12 protein-coding genes are annotated in these 13,972 nt (G+C 69.8%); 11 read left to right on the top strand and 1 reads right to left on the bottom strand.

All coding sequences use genetic code 11. The features are described 5' to 3' along the window. Positions 1–48 precede the first annotated feature (48 nt). The 9 genes from A7B20_RS17175 (at position 49) to A7B20_RS17215 (ending at position 11,764) form a co-directional block, all read left to right on the top strand. Positions 49–570: a DUF6446 family protein gene (locus A7B20_RS17175; protein ID WP_102109813.1), complete on the top strand. Its 522-nt coding sequence runs from the start codon at positions 49–51 to the stop codon at positions 568–570. A 16-nt stretch (positions 571–586) separates the two neighbouring features. After that, entirely contained in the window at positions 587–2,689 is a 2,103-nt protein-coding gene (gene glyS, locus A7B20_RS17180) for a glycine--tRNA ligase subunit beta (protein ID WP_102109814.1), read from the top strand. 86 nt (positions 2,690–2,775) lie between these two features. Then, the gene (locus A7B20_RS17185) at positions 2,776–5,322 is read left to right on the top strand and encodes a putative PEP-binding protein (protein WP_245867051.1); all 2,547 of its coding nucleotides are present in this window, start codon (positions 2,776–2,778) and stop codon (positions 5,320–5,322) included. A gap of 253 nt (positions 5,323–5,575) precedes the next feature. Continuing rightward, entirely contained in the window at positions 5,576–6,388 is an 813-nt protein-coding gene (locus tag A7B20_RS17190; RefSeq protein ID WP_245867054.1) for a cell wall hydrolase, read from the top strand. 73 nt (positions 6,389–6,461) lie between these two features. Then, entirely contained in the window at positions 6,462–7,400 is a 939-nt protein-coding gene (locus A7B20_RS17195; RefSeq protein ID WP_102109816.1) for a dihydroneopterin aldolase, read from the top strand. A gap of 7 nt (positions 7,401–7,407) precedes the next feature. Then, the gene (gene folP, locus A7B20_RS17200; protein WP_425437182.1) at positions 7,408–8,421 is read left to right on the top strand and encodes a dihydropteroate synthase; all 1,014 of its coding nucleotides are present in this window, start codon (positions 7,408–7,410) and stop codon (positions 8,419–8,421) included. Beyond that, entirely contained in the window at positions 8,418–9,761 is a 1,344-nt protein-coding gene (gene glmM, locus A7B20_RS17205) for a phosphoglucosamine mutase (protein WP_102109818.1), read from the top strand. The genes folP and glmM overlap by 4 nt, the downstream gene beginning before the upstream one ends. 105 nt (positions 9,762–9,866) lie before the next feature. After that, positions 9,867–11,498, top strand: a complete 1,632-nt coding sequence (locus A7B20_RS17210; RefSeq protein ID WP_102109819.1) for an FAD-dependent oxidoreductase — start codon at positions 9,867–9,869, stop codon at positions 11,496–11,498. Between the two features lie 77 nt (positions 11,499–11,575). Beyond that, positions 11,576–11,764: a hypothetical protein gene (locus A7B20_RS17215; protein ID WP_102109820.1), complete on the top strand. Its 189-nt coding sequence runs from the start codon at positions 11,576–11,578 to the stop codon at positions 11,762–11,764. A gap of 72 nt (positions 11,765–11,836) precedes the next feature. Here the strand turns inward: A7B20_RS17215 and ilvC are convergent, their stop codons facing one another. Continuing rightward, positions 11,837–12,859, bottom strand: coding sequence for a ketol-acid reductoisomerase (ilvC, locus tag A7B20_RS17220; RefSeq protein ID WP_102109821.1), 1,023 nt, complete (start codon positions 12,857–12,859; stop codon positions 11,837–11,839). 141 nt (positions 12,860–13,000) lie between these two features. Here ilvC and A7B20_RS17225 point away from each other — a divergent pair, with 141 nt between their 5' ends. Then, positions 13,001–13,456 carry an Lrp/AsnC family transcriptional regulator gene (locus A7B20_RS17225; RefSeq protein ID WP_102109822.1) on the top strand — a complete coding sequence of 152 codons (456 nt, stop codon included), beginning with the start codon at positions 13,001–13,003 and terminating at the stop codon, positions 13,454–13,456. A gap of 10 nt (positions 13,457–13,466) precedes the next feature. Continuing rightward, positions 13,467–13,934: an Lrp/AsnC family transcriptional regulator gene (locus tag A7B20_RS17230; protein ID WP_102109823.1), complete on the top strand. Its 468-nt coding sequence runs from the start codon at positions 13,467–13,469 to the stop codon at positions 13,932–13,934. Positions 13,935–13,972 lie beyond the last annotated feature (38 nt).

Here is a 13,972-nt window from a genome sequence, read left to right on the forward strand (position 1 = left end):
CCCGCCCGCGTGCCGCCGCTTCCGGCTCCCGGCCCGGACCGTGTCGACATGAAGGGAAAACACGTCGTGATCGCCATGCTCGCCCCCATCGCCCTTGCCGGGGCGGTGATGTATTACCTCCAGGTCTACGGCTATTACGAAGAGGTGACGCTGGACCCCGCCACGGGGATCGAGCTGACGGTCGGCGTCACGGGTGAGCCCGAGCCGATCCTCGCCGAGGGGATCGAGGCGATCGACGCCGACAGCTCGCCCCTGCGGTTCCGCGCCTGCTTCCACACGCCGATGAGCCAGGCGATGCTGACCGAGACCTACGAGGTCTACGAGGATCCGGTGCCGCTGACCGCGCCCGGCTGGTTCTCGTGCTTCGACGCCGGGAAGATCGAGGCGGCGCTGGAGACCGGCGAGGCCATCGCCTTCCTCGGGCAGCGCAACATCCACTACGGCGTCGACCGGGTGATCGCCGTCTTCGGCGACGGCCGCGCCTATGCCTGGCACCAGTTGAACAACTGCGGCGAAACACGTTACGACGGCACGCCCACCGGACCCGCCTGTCCGCCCCGCGAAGACTGAACAGCAAAGACATCCCATGCCCGACCTCCTGATCGAACTCCTGTCCGAGGAAATCCCAGCCCGCATGCAGGCCCGCGCCGCCGCCGACCTGAAGGCGCGCGTGACCGACGGGCTGGTCGAGGCGGGGCTGACCTATGCCTCGGCCGGGGCCTTCGCGACGCCGCGCCGCCTGACGCTGTCGGTCGAGGGGCTGCTCGCCGCCTCGCCCGCCCAGGTGGAAGAGCGCAAGGGGCCGAAGACCGACGCGCCCGAGAAGGCGGTGGAGGGGTTCCTGCGCTCCACGGGCCTCTCGAAGGACCAGCTGGAGGTCCGCGACGACAAGAAGGGGCAGGTGTATTTCGCGGTGATCCGCAAGCCGGGCCGTCCCGCCGCCGAAATCGTGGCCGAGGTGCTGGAGCGGGTCGTGCGCGGCTTTCCCTGGCCGAAGTCGATGCGCTGGGGCGCGGGCGAGCTGCGTTGGGTGCGTCCGCTGCACTCGATCCTGTGCCTGCTGTCCGACGATGCGGGGGCCGAGGTGGTGCCGCTGGAAATCGACGGCATCTGCGCCGGGGCGGTGACCCGCGGCCATCGCTTCATGGCGCCGGCCGCCTTTTCCGTAACCGGCTTCGACGATTACACGGCGAAGCTGAAGCGCGCCTTCGTGGTGCTCTCGGCCGAGGAGCGGGCCGAGCACATCTGGAACGACGCGACCAACCGCGCCTTCGCCTTGGGGCTGGAGGTGGTCGAGGACCGCGCGCTGCTGGCCGAGGTCGCCGGGCTGGTGGAATGGCCGGTGGTGCTGATGGGCGAGATCGGCGAACAGTTCCTGTCGCTCCCGCCCGAGGTGCTTCAGACCTCGATGCGTGAACATCAGAAGTTCTTCAGCGTCCGCGACCCCAAAACGGGCCGGATTGTTCGATTTGTGACAGTCGCCAACCGCGAGACGGCGGACGACGGCGCGACGATCCTGGCCGGGAACCGCAAGGTGCTGTCGGCGCGCCTGTCCGACGCGCGGTTCTTCTGGGAGAACGACCTGCGCGTGGCCAATGCCGACATCGGCCAGTGGCTCGCGAAGCTCGACAGCGTGACCTTCCACAACAGGCTCGGCTCGCAGGGTGAGCGGATCGCCCGCATCGCCGCGCTCGCCCGCGAGATCGCGCCGCTGGTCGGGGCGGATGCCGACATGGCCGAGCAGGCGGCGCGGCTGGCGAAGGCCGACCTGTCGTCCGAAATGGTCTACGAGTTCCCCGAGCTGCAGGGGCTCATGGGCCGGTATTACATCGAGGCCGCAGGCTTCCCCGCCGAGGTCGCGGCGGCGGCGCAGGAGCACTACTCGCCCCTCGGCCCCTCGGACGACGTGCCGACCGCGCCCGTCTCGGTCGCCGTGGCGCTGGCCGACAAGATCGACACGCTGACCGGGTTCTGGGCCATCGACGAGAAGCCGACGGGGAGCCGCGATCCCTTCGCTCTGAGGCGGGCGGCTCTGGGGGTGATCCGGCTTGTCTTGGAGAACCAGGTACGGGTAGAGCTGAACGGGTCTTCCGGCCCCTTCGCAAGCTCCGCAGCTTTGGTCGGCCCCCGCGACGCCAACGGCGGGGAAAGCACCGCGGACACGAACGAGTTGCTCGCCTTCCTCCACGACCGCCTCAAGGTCTATCTCCGCGACCAGAACATTCCGCACGACGTCATCGACGCCTGCCTCGCCATGCCCGGCAACGACGACATCACCCTGTTGGTGAAGCGGGCCGAGGCGCTGGCGGTGTTCCTGAAGACCGACGACGGGGAGAACCTGCTGCAGGGGTTCAAGCGGGCGAACAACATCCTGACCCAGGCGGAGACGCAGGACGGGGTGGAGTATTCCTTCGGGGCGGACGTGAAGTTTGCCGAGAACGAGGCCGAACGCGCGCTCTTCGCCGCACTCGATGCCGCGGATGCGAAGATCCGGCCCGCCATGGAGCGGGAGGATTTCGCCGCCGCCATGGCCGCGATGGCCGAGCTGCGTGCGCCGATCGACGCCTTCTTCGAGGCGGTGCAGGTCAACGCCGACAGTCAGGTTTTGCGGCGCAACCGGCTGAACCTCCTGTCGCGGATCCGCACGACCTGCCTTGGCGTGGCCGACCTGACGCGGCTCGAAGGCTGACGCGGCGGCGCAGCATCGCGGGCCATGTAAACCTTGCATGACACCGCGATGACGCTATCCTGCTGCACGACAGCGGGAGTTCCGCAGTGCAGAAACATGTCGATTTCGCGGGGGCGACCCCGATCACCCCGACCGCCCCGATCTCCGTGACCGTGCACGGCGGCCGGGCGAAGTGTCTGCAACGCCTGGTCCGCATGGGTCTGCCCGTCCCCCCGACCGTCGCGCTGGATTTCGAGACCGTCCGCTCGATCGCCGCCGGAGAGATGCCCGACCTCCAGCGCCTGCTGGCCGGGTTCGGCGAGGCGCCGCTGGTCTCGGTCCGACCCTCCGGCGAGGTGCCGGACTGGGGCGGGCCCGGCGCGATCCTGAACATCGGCATGAACGACGCCCGTCACGCGCGGCTGGCCAACCTGATCGGTCCCCCCGCCGCCGATGCGCTTTATGCGCGATTCATCCAATCCTATGCCGTCCATGTCGCCCGTCTTGAGCCGGACATGTTCGAATTGGACAAGTCCGCCAACACCGAAACCATCCGCGCCATGCAGGATGCCTTCGAGGCGGAGACGGAGGAGCCGTTCCCGCAGGACCCCGTCCGCCAGCTGACCGACGTCCTGCGTTCCATGGCGCGGGCCTGGGAGGGCACCTCGGCACGGCTGCTCCGGCAGGCCAAGGGCGCGCCGGCGGATGCGGGCCTCGGCCTTGTCGTGCAGGCGATGGTGCTGGGCGTCGGCGATCCGCGGCGGGGGGAAAGCGGCTCGGGCGTGATCCAGTTCGTCAATTCCGACACCGGCCTTCCGCAGGTCACCGGCCGTTACCTGAGCCAGAGCCAGGGGCGCGAGGCGCTGGTGGCCGAGGCGGGCGCGCTGTACCTGACCCGGGACCCCCGCGGCGCCGCGCTGGAGGATCTCTGTCCGGGCATCTTCGCCCAGCTCATGTCCTGCGGCGATCTCTGCCGCCTTCGCCTGCGCGAGGAGATGCAGGTCGAGTTCACCATCGACGCCGGGCAGCTTTTCATCCTCGACGCCGTGCGGGTGCCCCGCCGCGCCCGCGCCGCGGTCCGGATCGCGGTGTCGCTGGCGCTCGACGGGATCATCCCCGAGGCGGAGGCGGTGCTGAGGGTCGAGCCGACGGCGCTGTCGGACCTGTTGCACCGCCAGGTCGATCCCGCCGACCCGCGCGACAGCTTCGCCCGCGGCATCGCCGCCAGTCCCGGCGCGGCGACGGGGCGGCTGGTGTTCTCGGCCCAGGCGGCGCTCGACTGCGCGGTGCGGGAGGTGCCCTGCATCCTGGTGCGGCGCGAGACGAAACCCGACGACGTGCGCGGCATGCATGCCTCGGTCGGCGTGCTGACCGAAAAGGGCGGCGCGACCAGCCACGCCGCGGTGATCGCGCGCGGTTTCGGGCTGCCCTGCGTCGTCGGCGCCTCGGGCATCCGCATCGACCGGCGGGCGCGGACGCTGACGGGCGACCACGGCCGGGTGTTCCGCGAGGGCGACATCGTGACCATCGACGGCACCTCGGGCATGGCGCTGGCGGGGGCGGCAAAGCTGCTGGAACCCGCGCTGGACGACGCGTTCCAGAACCTGCTGGGCTGGGCGGACGAACATCGCGACATCGGCGTGCGCGCCAACGCCGACACCCCGGCCGAGGCGCAGGTGGCGCGCACCTTCAACGCCGAGGGCATCGGACTCTGCCGGACCGAGCACATGTTCTTCGAGCAGGACCGCATGACGGCGATGCGCGAGATGATCTTCGCCGAGCGTCCCGAGGACCGGGCGGCGGCACTGGAGACGCTGCTGCCGGTGCAGCGCGCCGATTTCACCGAGCTGTTCCGGATCATGGAGGGGCTTCCGGTCTGCATCCGCCTGCTGGACCCGCCGTTGCACGAGTTCCTGCCGACGACGCGGGAGGGGCTCCTGGACCTGGCCGAGGCGCTGGACCTGCCGCTGGCCAAGGTCACGGCGCGGGTCGATTCGCTGAACGAGGTGAACCCGATGCTGGGAATGCGGGGCGTCCGGCTCGGGATCGTGGTGCCCGAGATCTACGAGATGCAGGCGCGCGCGATCTTCGAGGCGGCGGTGGCGGTCGGCGGATCGGTGGTGCCCGAGGTGATGATCCCGCTGGTCTCGGCCCGCCGCGAGGTCGAGCTGGTCGCCGGCCGGGTCGAGGCGGTGGCGGCGGCGGTCCGGGCCGAGAGCGGGCATCACTTCACCTTCCGCCTCGGCGTGATGGTCGAGACGCCGCGCGCGGCGCTGAGGGCCGGGGACATCGCGCAGCAGGCGGCGTTCCTGTCCTTCGGGACAAACGACCTGACGCAGATGACCTATGGCCTGTCGCGCGACGATGCGGGGCGGTTCATGGGGCCTTACGTGGCGCAGGGGGTGTTCCCCGAGGATCCTTTCCTGAAGCTCGACCGCGACGGGGTGGGCGAGTTGCTGACCATCGGCGCCGAACGCGGGCGGCAGGGCAACCCGGAGGTCACGCTTTCGGTCTGCGGCGAACACGGCGGCGATCCCGCCAGCATCGCCTTCTGCCGCGCGGCCGGGTTCGACTATGTCTCCTGCTCACCGTTCCGGGTGCCCGTGGCGCGGCTGGCGGCGGCGCATCTCGCCATCCGGGGCGGGCGCGGCTGAAGGGGGCAGTGAACCATTAGGTAGGATGGGTGATATCACCCATCCTACGGTGCGCGGCGCGGCTGAAGGTCACGGTGCGGATCGGCCGGAATCCGTCATGCCGTGACGCAAACAGGCCGGAATCCGCCGAAATGCCCTCCGGTGCGGCCCGCGGCTTTTCTTTCCCGACGGTCAGGTCTTAGCCACGGGCCGCTTGCACCGGCCTGTCGCCGCCCGATCGGCGACGTCGGCCATCTGAAAACCGGAGGGGTTCATGTCCGCATCATGTCCGCGGTGGCCGACGGCCGCCGCCGTTCTGTCGCTGGCCGTCTCGGCCGTCGTTCCGCAGACCGTCGCCGCGCAGAACCCGAGGATGGACGCGCATCTGGTGGCGCTTCTTGGCGCGGGCAGCAGCGCCATCGACGAGACGCCCATGGTGCAGCCGGTCCTGTTCACGCCACCCGAAAGCGTTCCGTCGTTCTCCAATGCGCCCGACGCGTCAGAGGTTCCCGAGGCCCCGGAAATGGCGGACGAGCTGGCCTCGCTCCTCGGGCCGGGCGCACGGGCGCTGGCGGCGGAGCGGAGCAACCGGATGCGCGATCCCTTCGCCGTCCCGCGCGAGAGCGACCGCCCCTCCGTGACGGCGATCCCCGGCTATTCCCGCAGCTTCCTTGCCGGTCTGCCTAAGGCCAGCGGCAACGCCGAGTGGGAGTGCCTGACCGAGGCGCTGTATTTCGAGGCCCGGGGCGAGAGCGTGAAGGGCGTCTTCGCCGTGGCCGAGGTGATCCTGAACCGCGTCGACAGCCCCGCCTTTCCGGGCAGCGTCTGCGGCGTGGTGCGGCAGGGCACGGGGCGCAAGTACCAGTGCCAGTTCACCTTCACCTGCGACGGCTCGCCCGAGGTGGTGCACGAGCCGAAGGCCTGGACGCGGGTCGGCAAGGTGGCGCGGCTGATGCTGGACGGTGCGGCGCGGGTGCTGACGGACGGGGCGACCCATTACCACACGAAGGCGGTCAATCCCCGCTGGGCGCGGCGCTTCGACCTGACGGCGACGATCGGCGTCCACCGATTCTATCGTATGGGGTAGGGCGGTCTTCCCTTTCCCTCGCGGGGGCGCAGCGGTAACGCTGGGCCGAGATACCCTTGAGCGGAGCGGTCCCATGTCCCGCGATCTTCACCTGGCCTTCGGCCACCCCGAACTGCGCGCCACGGCGACCGAGCCCGCGGGGATGCCCGAGGGCATGTTCGACCGCATCTCCCTGCGCGACCACATCGTGACCGTGGACATCGGCGCCTTCCAGCAGGAACGCGGCGCGCCGCAGCGGATCTGCTTCAACCTGGTGGTCGAGGTGGCGCCCCACGGGGCGGCGGCGGACGACGACGTGGACAAGATCCTGTCATACGACACCCTGACCGAGGCCATCGCCCACGAACTGGCCGCCGAGCGGATCAACCTGCTCGAGACCCTGGCCGAGCGCATCGCGCTCCGGGTGCTGGCCGCGCCGCTCGCGCTGCGCTGTTTCGTCCGGATCGAGAAGCTGGACCGCGGGCCGGGCGCCCTCGGGGTCGAGATCGTGCGGGCGCGGGGCGACAGGCAGCGGCTGGCGGCGGCCGGGGTGGAGGTGGAGGTGCCCCACCCGGTGGTCGTGTACCTCGACAACGCCGCGCTGGCCTCTGACCGGCTGACGGGCTGGATCGACGAGCTGGAGGGGTCCGGCCAGCCCGCGATCCTCTGCGTCGGTGCGCCTTCCGTGGAGGTGCCGCGTTCGGCCTCGGCGGCGGCGCAGCGGCGGATCGACCTGCTGGCGATCGAGCAGAACGCCTGGGTGCTGGCGGGGCGTGACCGTCGCTGCGTCGTGGTCGGGACCCGGACCGAGCTCGACTGGGCGATGAAGCACGACGAGCTGACGGTCTGGGCGCCCTCGAAGCTGATCCTCGATTCGGCCCGCGGCCCCGCCGTGCTGCCCCGCAGCGGCCCGGCGCTCGCCCGCTGGTTCGCGACCGAGATGCAGGCGGCGCGGCTGATCTATGTCGGCACCGGCGGGGAGGGCGAGGGCGAGCATCTGCCCGCCGACACCCCGGCGCTGTTGCAGGCCTGAGCGCGCCGTGACCATCTACTGTCGTCCCATCGCGCAGGCCGGACCGCGGCCGGTCCCCGGTGCCCTCCCGCTCGCGGGCGGCTGGTGCTGGTTCGACCGGGTGGAGGTGCTGGAGCGCGGCCGTCCGCCTGCCTTCCTGTCCGCGTCCGAGCTGCCCGCGGAGGTGCAGGCGCGGCTCTGCGCCCCGCGCGCGCCGGTGCCGGGGCTCGGGGCCGGGGCGCCGCGACTCATGGGCATCCTGAACACAACGCCCGACAGTTTCTCGGACGGCGGGCTGTTCGACGCGCCCGAGCGGGCGCTGGCGCAGGCGCGGGCCATGGTGGCGGGCGGGGCCGACATCCTCGACATCGGCGGCGAGTCGACGCGGCCCGGGGCGGAGGAGGTGCCGGAGACCGACGAGATCGCCCGTACCGTGCCGGTGATCGAGGCGATCCGGGCGGAGTGGACCGGGGCAATCTCCATCGACACGCGCAAGGCGACGGTGGCACGGGCGGCGCTGGCGGCGGGGGCGGGGCTGGTGAACGACGTCTCGGGCTTCGGCCACGATCCCGCGATGCCGGGACTCGTGGCCGAAAGCGGCGCGCCGGTCTGCCTGATGCACACGCCGGGGCCGCCCGAGACGATGCAGAGCCTCGCGACCTACGACGACCTCCTGCTCGACGTCTACGACTGGCTGGCCGGGCGGGTGGCCATTGCCGAGGCGGCTGGCATCCCGCGCGATCGCATCCTCGTCGATCCCGGCATCGGCTTCGGCAAGACGGCGGAGCAGAACCTGACGCTTCTGGCGGGGCTGTCGCTGTTCCACGGGCTTGGCTGCCAGGTGCTGCTCGGCGCGTCGCGCAAGCGGTTCATCGGCACCTTCGGCGGGGCCGAGGCGCCGCGGGACAGGATGCCCGGATCGGTCGCCGTGGCGCTGCACGGCGTCGCGCAGGGGGTGCAGGTTCTGCGGGTGCATGATATTGGCGAGACGCGACAGGCCCTCTCGCTGTGGATGGCCTCTGTGAAGGGAATACCGGGATGACACGGAAGCTTTTCGGCACCGACGGCGTGCGCGGCACGGCCAACACTTACCCCATGACCGCCGAACTGGCGTTGCAGCTCGGCGCGGCGGCGGGGCGGTATTTCCGCCGCGACGACCAGCGCGCGCACCGGGTGGTGATCGGCAAGGACACGCGGCTGTCGGGCTACATGTTCGAGACGGCGATGACCGCCGGCTTCACCTCGACCGGGATGAACGTGTTCCTGCTGGGGCCGGTGCCGACGCCGGCGGTGGGGATGATCACGACCTCGATGCGGGCCGACGTGGGGGTGATGATCTCGGCCAGCCACAACCCCGCGGCGGACAACGGGATCAAGTTCTTCGGCCCCGACGGCTTCAAGCTCTCGGACGAGGCGGAGGCCGAGATCGAGCGCATGGTGGCCGACGGGGTCGAACCCGCGCAGGCGCAGAACATCGGTCGTGCGAAGCGGATCGACGACGGCCGCTTCCGCTATGTCGAGCGGGTGAAGGCGACCTTCCCGGCGGGGATGCGGCTGGACGGGGTGCGCGTGGTGATCGACTGCGCCCACGGCGCGGCCTACAAGACGGCGCCGGAAGTGCTGTGGGAGCTCGGGGCCGAGGTGATCCCGGTCGGCGTTTCGCCGAACGGGCACAACATCAACGACGGCTGCGGGTCCACCAGCACGGCCGCCGCGGCGGCGATGGTGGTCGAGCGGCGGGCGGATGTCGGGATCTGCCTCGACGGGGACGCGGACCGGGTGATGATCCTTGACGAGACCGGGCAGGTGGCCGACGGCGACCAGATCATGGCGCTGTTCGCGAACCGCTGGGCCGAGCAGGGGCGGCTCGCGCACCGCACCCTCGTCGCCACGGTGATGAGCAACCTCGGGCTGGAGCGCCACCTCGCCGACCAGAAGATCGCCCTGAGCCGTACCGGCGTCGGCGACCGCTATGTCGTCGAGGCGATGCGCCAGCACGGCTACAACCTTGGCGGAGAGCAGTCGGGGCATATCGTGATGACCGACTATGCCACCACCGGCGACGGCCTGCTTGCGGGGCTCCAGTTCCTCGCCGCCATGGTGCAGACCGGCCAGCCCGCCTCGGCCCTGCGCAAGCGGTTCGAGCCGGTGCCGCAGCTGCTGAAGAACGTCCGCTATGCCGTGGGGCAGGCGCCGCTCGAGTCCGACAAGGTGAAGGCGGCGATCGCGCAGGCCGAGTCGGACCTCAAGGGCTGCGGGCGGCTCCTGATCCGCAAGTCGGGGACCGAGCCGCTGATCCGGGTCATGGCGGAGTGCGAGGACGAGGCGCAGCTGAAGACCGTCGTCGACGGCATCGTGGCCGAGATCCGCAGGGCGGTCTGAGCGCCACCGCCGAACGTCGGCGTTGCCGGATCGCGACCCCGCGCTAGGCTCTGACGCGAACGTGAAGCGTGCGTGATGCAGGCGTGATGCGGGGAGCATGCGGAGATGACGAGGGTTCTGGTGCTCGGCGGCGGGTTCGGCGGGCTCTTTGCGGCGCGCGAGCTGCGGCGGCGCTTTGGCAGCGGTACCGAGATCGAGATCATCAGCGAGGAGAACTATTTCGTCTTCCAGCCGCTGCTGCCCGAGGTCGCGGCCGGGTCGATCACCGCCACCCATGCCGTCTCGCCCCTGCGCTTCCTGCTGGAAGGGGTGAAGGTGCGGAAGGCGACGATCGCCGAGGTCGATACCGACCGGCGCGTCGTCACGGTGTTCCAGGGGGTGCAGCGGCGGCCGACCGAGGTGAGCTATGATCACCTCGTCGTCGCGCTTGGCCAGAAGACGGACCTGAGCCGCACGCCGGGGCTGACCGACCACGCGATGACGATGAAGACGCTGGACGACGCGCGCAGGCTCCGCACCCACATGATCGAGAAGCTGGAACATGCCGACATCACCAACATGCCCGAGGTCAAGCGCGAGGCGCTGACCTTCGTCGTCGTCGGGGCGGGATTCTCGGGGATCGAGACGGCGGGCGAACTGTCGGAGATGATCGGCCGGTCGCTGAAGTACTATCCGAACATCAGGCCGTCGGAGGTGCGGATGGTGATCGTCGAGTTCGCCGACCGGATCCTGCGCGAGATGCCGCAGAAGCTGGCGGACTACGCGCTGAAGCACCTGGAGAAGCGCGGGATCGAGGTGATGCTGAACACCGGCGTCGCGCGGGCCACCGGCACCGCCATGGTCACGACCACCGGCGAGCGGATCGGCACCCGTACCATCGTCGCCACCATCGGCAACGCGCCCTCGGACGTGGTGAAGGCGATGCCGCTGCGCCTGAACCGCGGCAAGATCGAGGTCGAGCGGACGATGCGCGCCGTGGGGCACGAGAACGTCTGGGCCCTGGGCGACTGCGCGATGATCCCGATGAAGGAGGGAGCGGAGGGGCCCGCCGATTTCGCCCCGCCCACGGCGCAGTTCGCGGTGCGCGAGGCGCGGGCGCTGGCCGAGAACATCGCCGCGGTGCTGCGGGAAAAGGCGCCGAAGCCGTTCGAGTACGAATCGCAAGGCGCGCTCGCCTCGCTCGGGGCGCACCGGGGGGTGGCGCAGGTCTGGGGGGTGAACATCACCGGCTTTCCGGCCTGGCTTCTTTGGCGGGCCTATTACCTCGGCTTCGTGCCGGGGCTCTGGATCAAGAGCCGGGTGCTGACCAACTGGATCCTCGACGCGCTGTCGCCCCGCAGCATCGTGCAGGTGCACAACTTCCGCCCCTCCGCCGTGCGCTTCGTCCACTATCTCGCGGGCGACCGGGTGTTCGAGGCGGGAACGCGGGCCGACGGTGTCTATGCGGTGATCGAGGGGGCCCTGCAGCTGGTGATCGACGCGCCCGAGCATGGCGGGCCGACGACCCGGCGGATCGGCCCCGGAGAGCATGTGGGCGACAGGATGATCCTCGGCGACACCCGGCGCATCGGCACGGTGACGGCGCTGGAGGATACGAAGGTGCTGGTCATGGACCGCGAGGAGTTCCTGCGGGTGGCGAACGGCGTCTCGGCCTTTCGCAGCCATTTCCGCGAACACATCCGGTCGCTCTACGGCATCGACTGGGATCCCCCGAACGGCGGTAATCCGCCCGCCTGAGTCGCGCGTTCCCGTAATGCGGGAACAACCCGGCCCGCCGTCGATTGACGCTCCAACACCTCACATGGAGAGCGACAATGGACTTTTCCTTCATCGTTGGGCTTCTGGCCCTGATCACCCTTCTCGCCGTCTGCGTCCTGGGCATCCGCGGCAAGTACGACGTGGAGCGCCTGCGCAAGGATCCCCACGCACCGCGGTCGAACCTGGCCAAGGACGGCCCGCAAGGCGGTGTCGACCTGCTGCAGGAAGAGCGCAGGACGGCCTGATCCGCCAGAAGTGCCAGAAACGGGAAAGGCACCGCCGCGGCGGTGCCTGTCATTTTTCGCAAGCGATTGCGATCAGTTCTTCGCCTTGTCGACCATGCGGCCTTCCGAGATCCAGGGCATCATGGCGCGCAGCTTCTCGCCGACCTTCTCGATCTGGTGTTCGTCGTTCAGACGGCGGGTGGCCTTGAACATGGGCTGGCCGACGGCGTTCTCCTGCATGAAGTCGCGGACGAACTTGCCGGTCTGGATGTCCGACAGGACCTCCTTCATCCGCTTCTTCGTCTCGTCGTAGGGCAGGATGCGCGGGCCCGAGACGTATTCGCCGTACTCGGCGGTGTTCGAGATCGAGTAGTTCATGTTGGCGATGCCGCCTTCGTAGATCAGGTCGACGATCAGCTTCACCTCGTGCAGGCACTCGAAATAGGCCATCTCGGGCTCGTAGCCCGCCTCGACCAGCGTCTCGAAGCCCATGCGGATCAGCTCGACGAGGCCGCCGCACAGCACGGCCTGCTCGCCGAAGAGGTCGGTCTCGCATTCCTGGCGGAAGTTCGTCTCGATGATGCCCGAGCGCCCGCCGCCGATGGCCGAGCAGTAGGAGAGGCCGAGTTCCAGCGCCTTGCCCGAGGCGTCGTTGTGCACCGCGACGAGGCAGGGGACGCCGCCGCCCTTGGTGTATTCGCCGCGCACGGTGTGGCCGGGGCCCTTCGGCGCCATCATGATGACGTCGACGCCGGGCTTCGGCTCGATCAGGCCGAAGTGGACGTTCAGGCCGTGGGCGAAGGCGATGGCGGAGCCTTCCTTCAGGTGGTCGTGGACGTACTGCTTGTAGGTCGCGGCCTGGAGTTCGTCGGGCATGGTGAACATGATGAGGTCGCACCAGGCGGCGGCTTCGGAGATGCCCATGACCTGCAGGCCCTGCGCTTCGGCCTTCTTCGCCGAGGGCGAGCCTTCGCGCAGCGCCACGACGAGGTTCTTCGCGCCGCTGTCGCGCAGGTTCAGCGCGTGGGCGTGGCCCTGGCTGCCATAGCCGAGGATGGCCACCTTTTTGTCCTTGATCAGATTGATGTCGCAATCCCGGTCGTAATACACGCGCATGTCGGTCTCCCTTGGCGTCCCTAGTGTCTTTGTGGCGCGGACCATAGGGGGGTGATCCGGCGGCGGCGAGGGGGTATTTCGGTTGATCCGGCGCGTTCTTGCGGAATATCATGCGCGGATCGTCATTGATCCGGAGAATTCATGCTCGACGATCTCGACCGCCGCCTGCTGCGGCACATGATGGCGGACCCCGGGATGGCGGTGTCGGCGCTGGCGCAGCGGGCAAACTGCACCGCGGCGGTGGCGGCGCGGCGGCTGGAGAAGATGCGCGCGACGGGGGCGTTCCGCGGAACGCGGGCGGTGATCGACTGGCCCGCGCTCGGCTATACCGTCGAGGTGTCGCTGCGCTTCACGCTGGACAAGACGGTGGCGACGGCCTTCGACGATTTCCTCGCCGCGGCGCGGGACATTTCCGAGGTGATCGAGATCCAGACCTTCCTTGGCCGGGTCGACGTGCGGCTGTCGATCGTCGCGCGGGACATGGCGCATTACCAGCGGATCTACCGCCACCGCATCCTCGCGCTGCCCCACATCGCCGACATTGAGTCGCTGATGGAGGTGGCGCGGCTCAAGCGGGCGGGGGCCTTGCCGATATGAGGCTTTCGACGTGATCGCGCTCGACGACATCGACCGGCAGTTGCTGGCGCTGCTGGAACGGGATGCGGGGCAGCCTGCGAGCGTGCTGGGCAAGGCCTTGGGCCTGTCGCAGCCTGCCGCGTGGCGCCGGGTGCAGCGGCTGGAGAAGGCGGGGGTGCTGCTGGGGCGGCGGCTGGATCTGGACCTCGAGAAGCTGGGGTTCGGCGTCACCGTGTTCCTCGGCGTGAAGCTCGCCACCAAGGGGCGGGTGAGCCTGGAGGATTTCGAACGGGCGGTGATGGCGATCCCGGAGGTGCAGGCGGTGAGCCATGTGCTGGGGCTTTACGACTACCGGCTCAGGGTCGTGGCGCGGGATCTGGCGGATTTCGAGCGGGTGCTCCGGCGGCGGATCATGACGCTGCCGGGGGTCGGCGACGTGGAGGCGAACGTGCTTCTCTCCGAGGAGTTGCGCCCCGGACCCATTGCCGCGGCGGGATAGACCTTGGCCCCTCTGGCCTTGGCGGCGGTTTCGGGGCA

This window comes from Oceaniglobus roseus, from assembly GCF_002869745.1.
Lineage (GTDB): Bacteria > Pseudomonadota > Alphaproteobacteria > Rhodobacterales > Rhodobacteraceae > Oceaniglobus > Oceaniglobus roseus.

What these genes read in the sequence shown, in the direction of transcription:
- A7B20_RS17175 (WP_102109813.1), top strand. Translation starts at nt 49, where the DNA reads ATGAAGGGAAAACACGTCGTGATCGCCATGCTCGCCCCCATCGCCCTT.
- glyS (WP_102109814.1), top strand. Translation starts at nt 587, where the DNA reads ATGCCCGACCTCCTGATCGAACTCCTGTCCGAGGAAATCCCAGCCCGC.
- A7B20_RS17190 (WP_245867054.1), top strand. Translation starts at nt 5,576, where the DNA reads ATGTCCGCATCATGTCCGCGGTGGCCGACGGCCGCCGCCGTTCTGTCG.
- A7B20_RS17195 (WP_102109816.1), top strand. Translation starts at nt 6,462, where the DNA reads ATGTCCCGCGATCTTCACCTGGCCTTCGGCCACCCCGAACTGCGCGCC.
- glmM (WP_102109818.1), top strand. Translation starts at nt 8,418, where the DNA reads ATGACACGGAAGCTTTTCGGCACCGACGGCGTGCGCGGCACGGCCAAC.
- A7B20_RS17210 (WP_102109819.1), top strand. Translation starts at nt 9,867, where the DNA reads ATGACGAGGGTTCTGGTGCTCGGCGGCGGGTTCGGCGGGCTCTTTGCG.
- A7B20_RS17215 (WP_102109820.1), top strand. Translation starts at nt 11,576, where the DNA reads ATGGACTTTTCCTTCATCGTTGGGCTTCTGGCCCTGATCACCCTTCTC.
- ilvC (WP_102109821.1), bottom strand. Translation starts at nt 12,859, where the DNA reads ATGCGCGTGTATTACGACCGGGATTGCGACATCAATCTGATCAAGGAC.
- A7B20_RS17225 (WP_102109822.1), top strand. Translation starts at nt 13,001, where the DNA reads ATGCTCGACGATCTCGACCGCCGCCTGCTGCGGCACATGATGGCGGAC.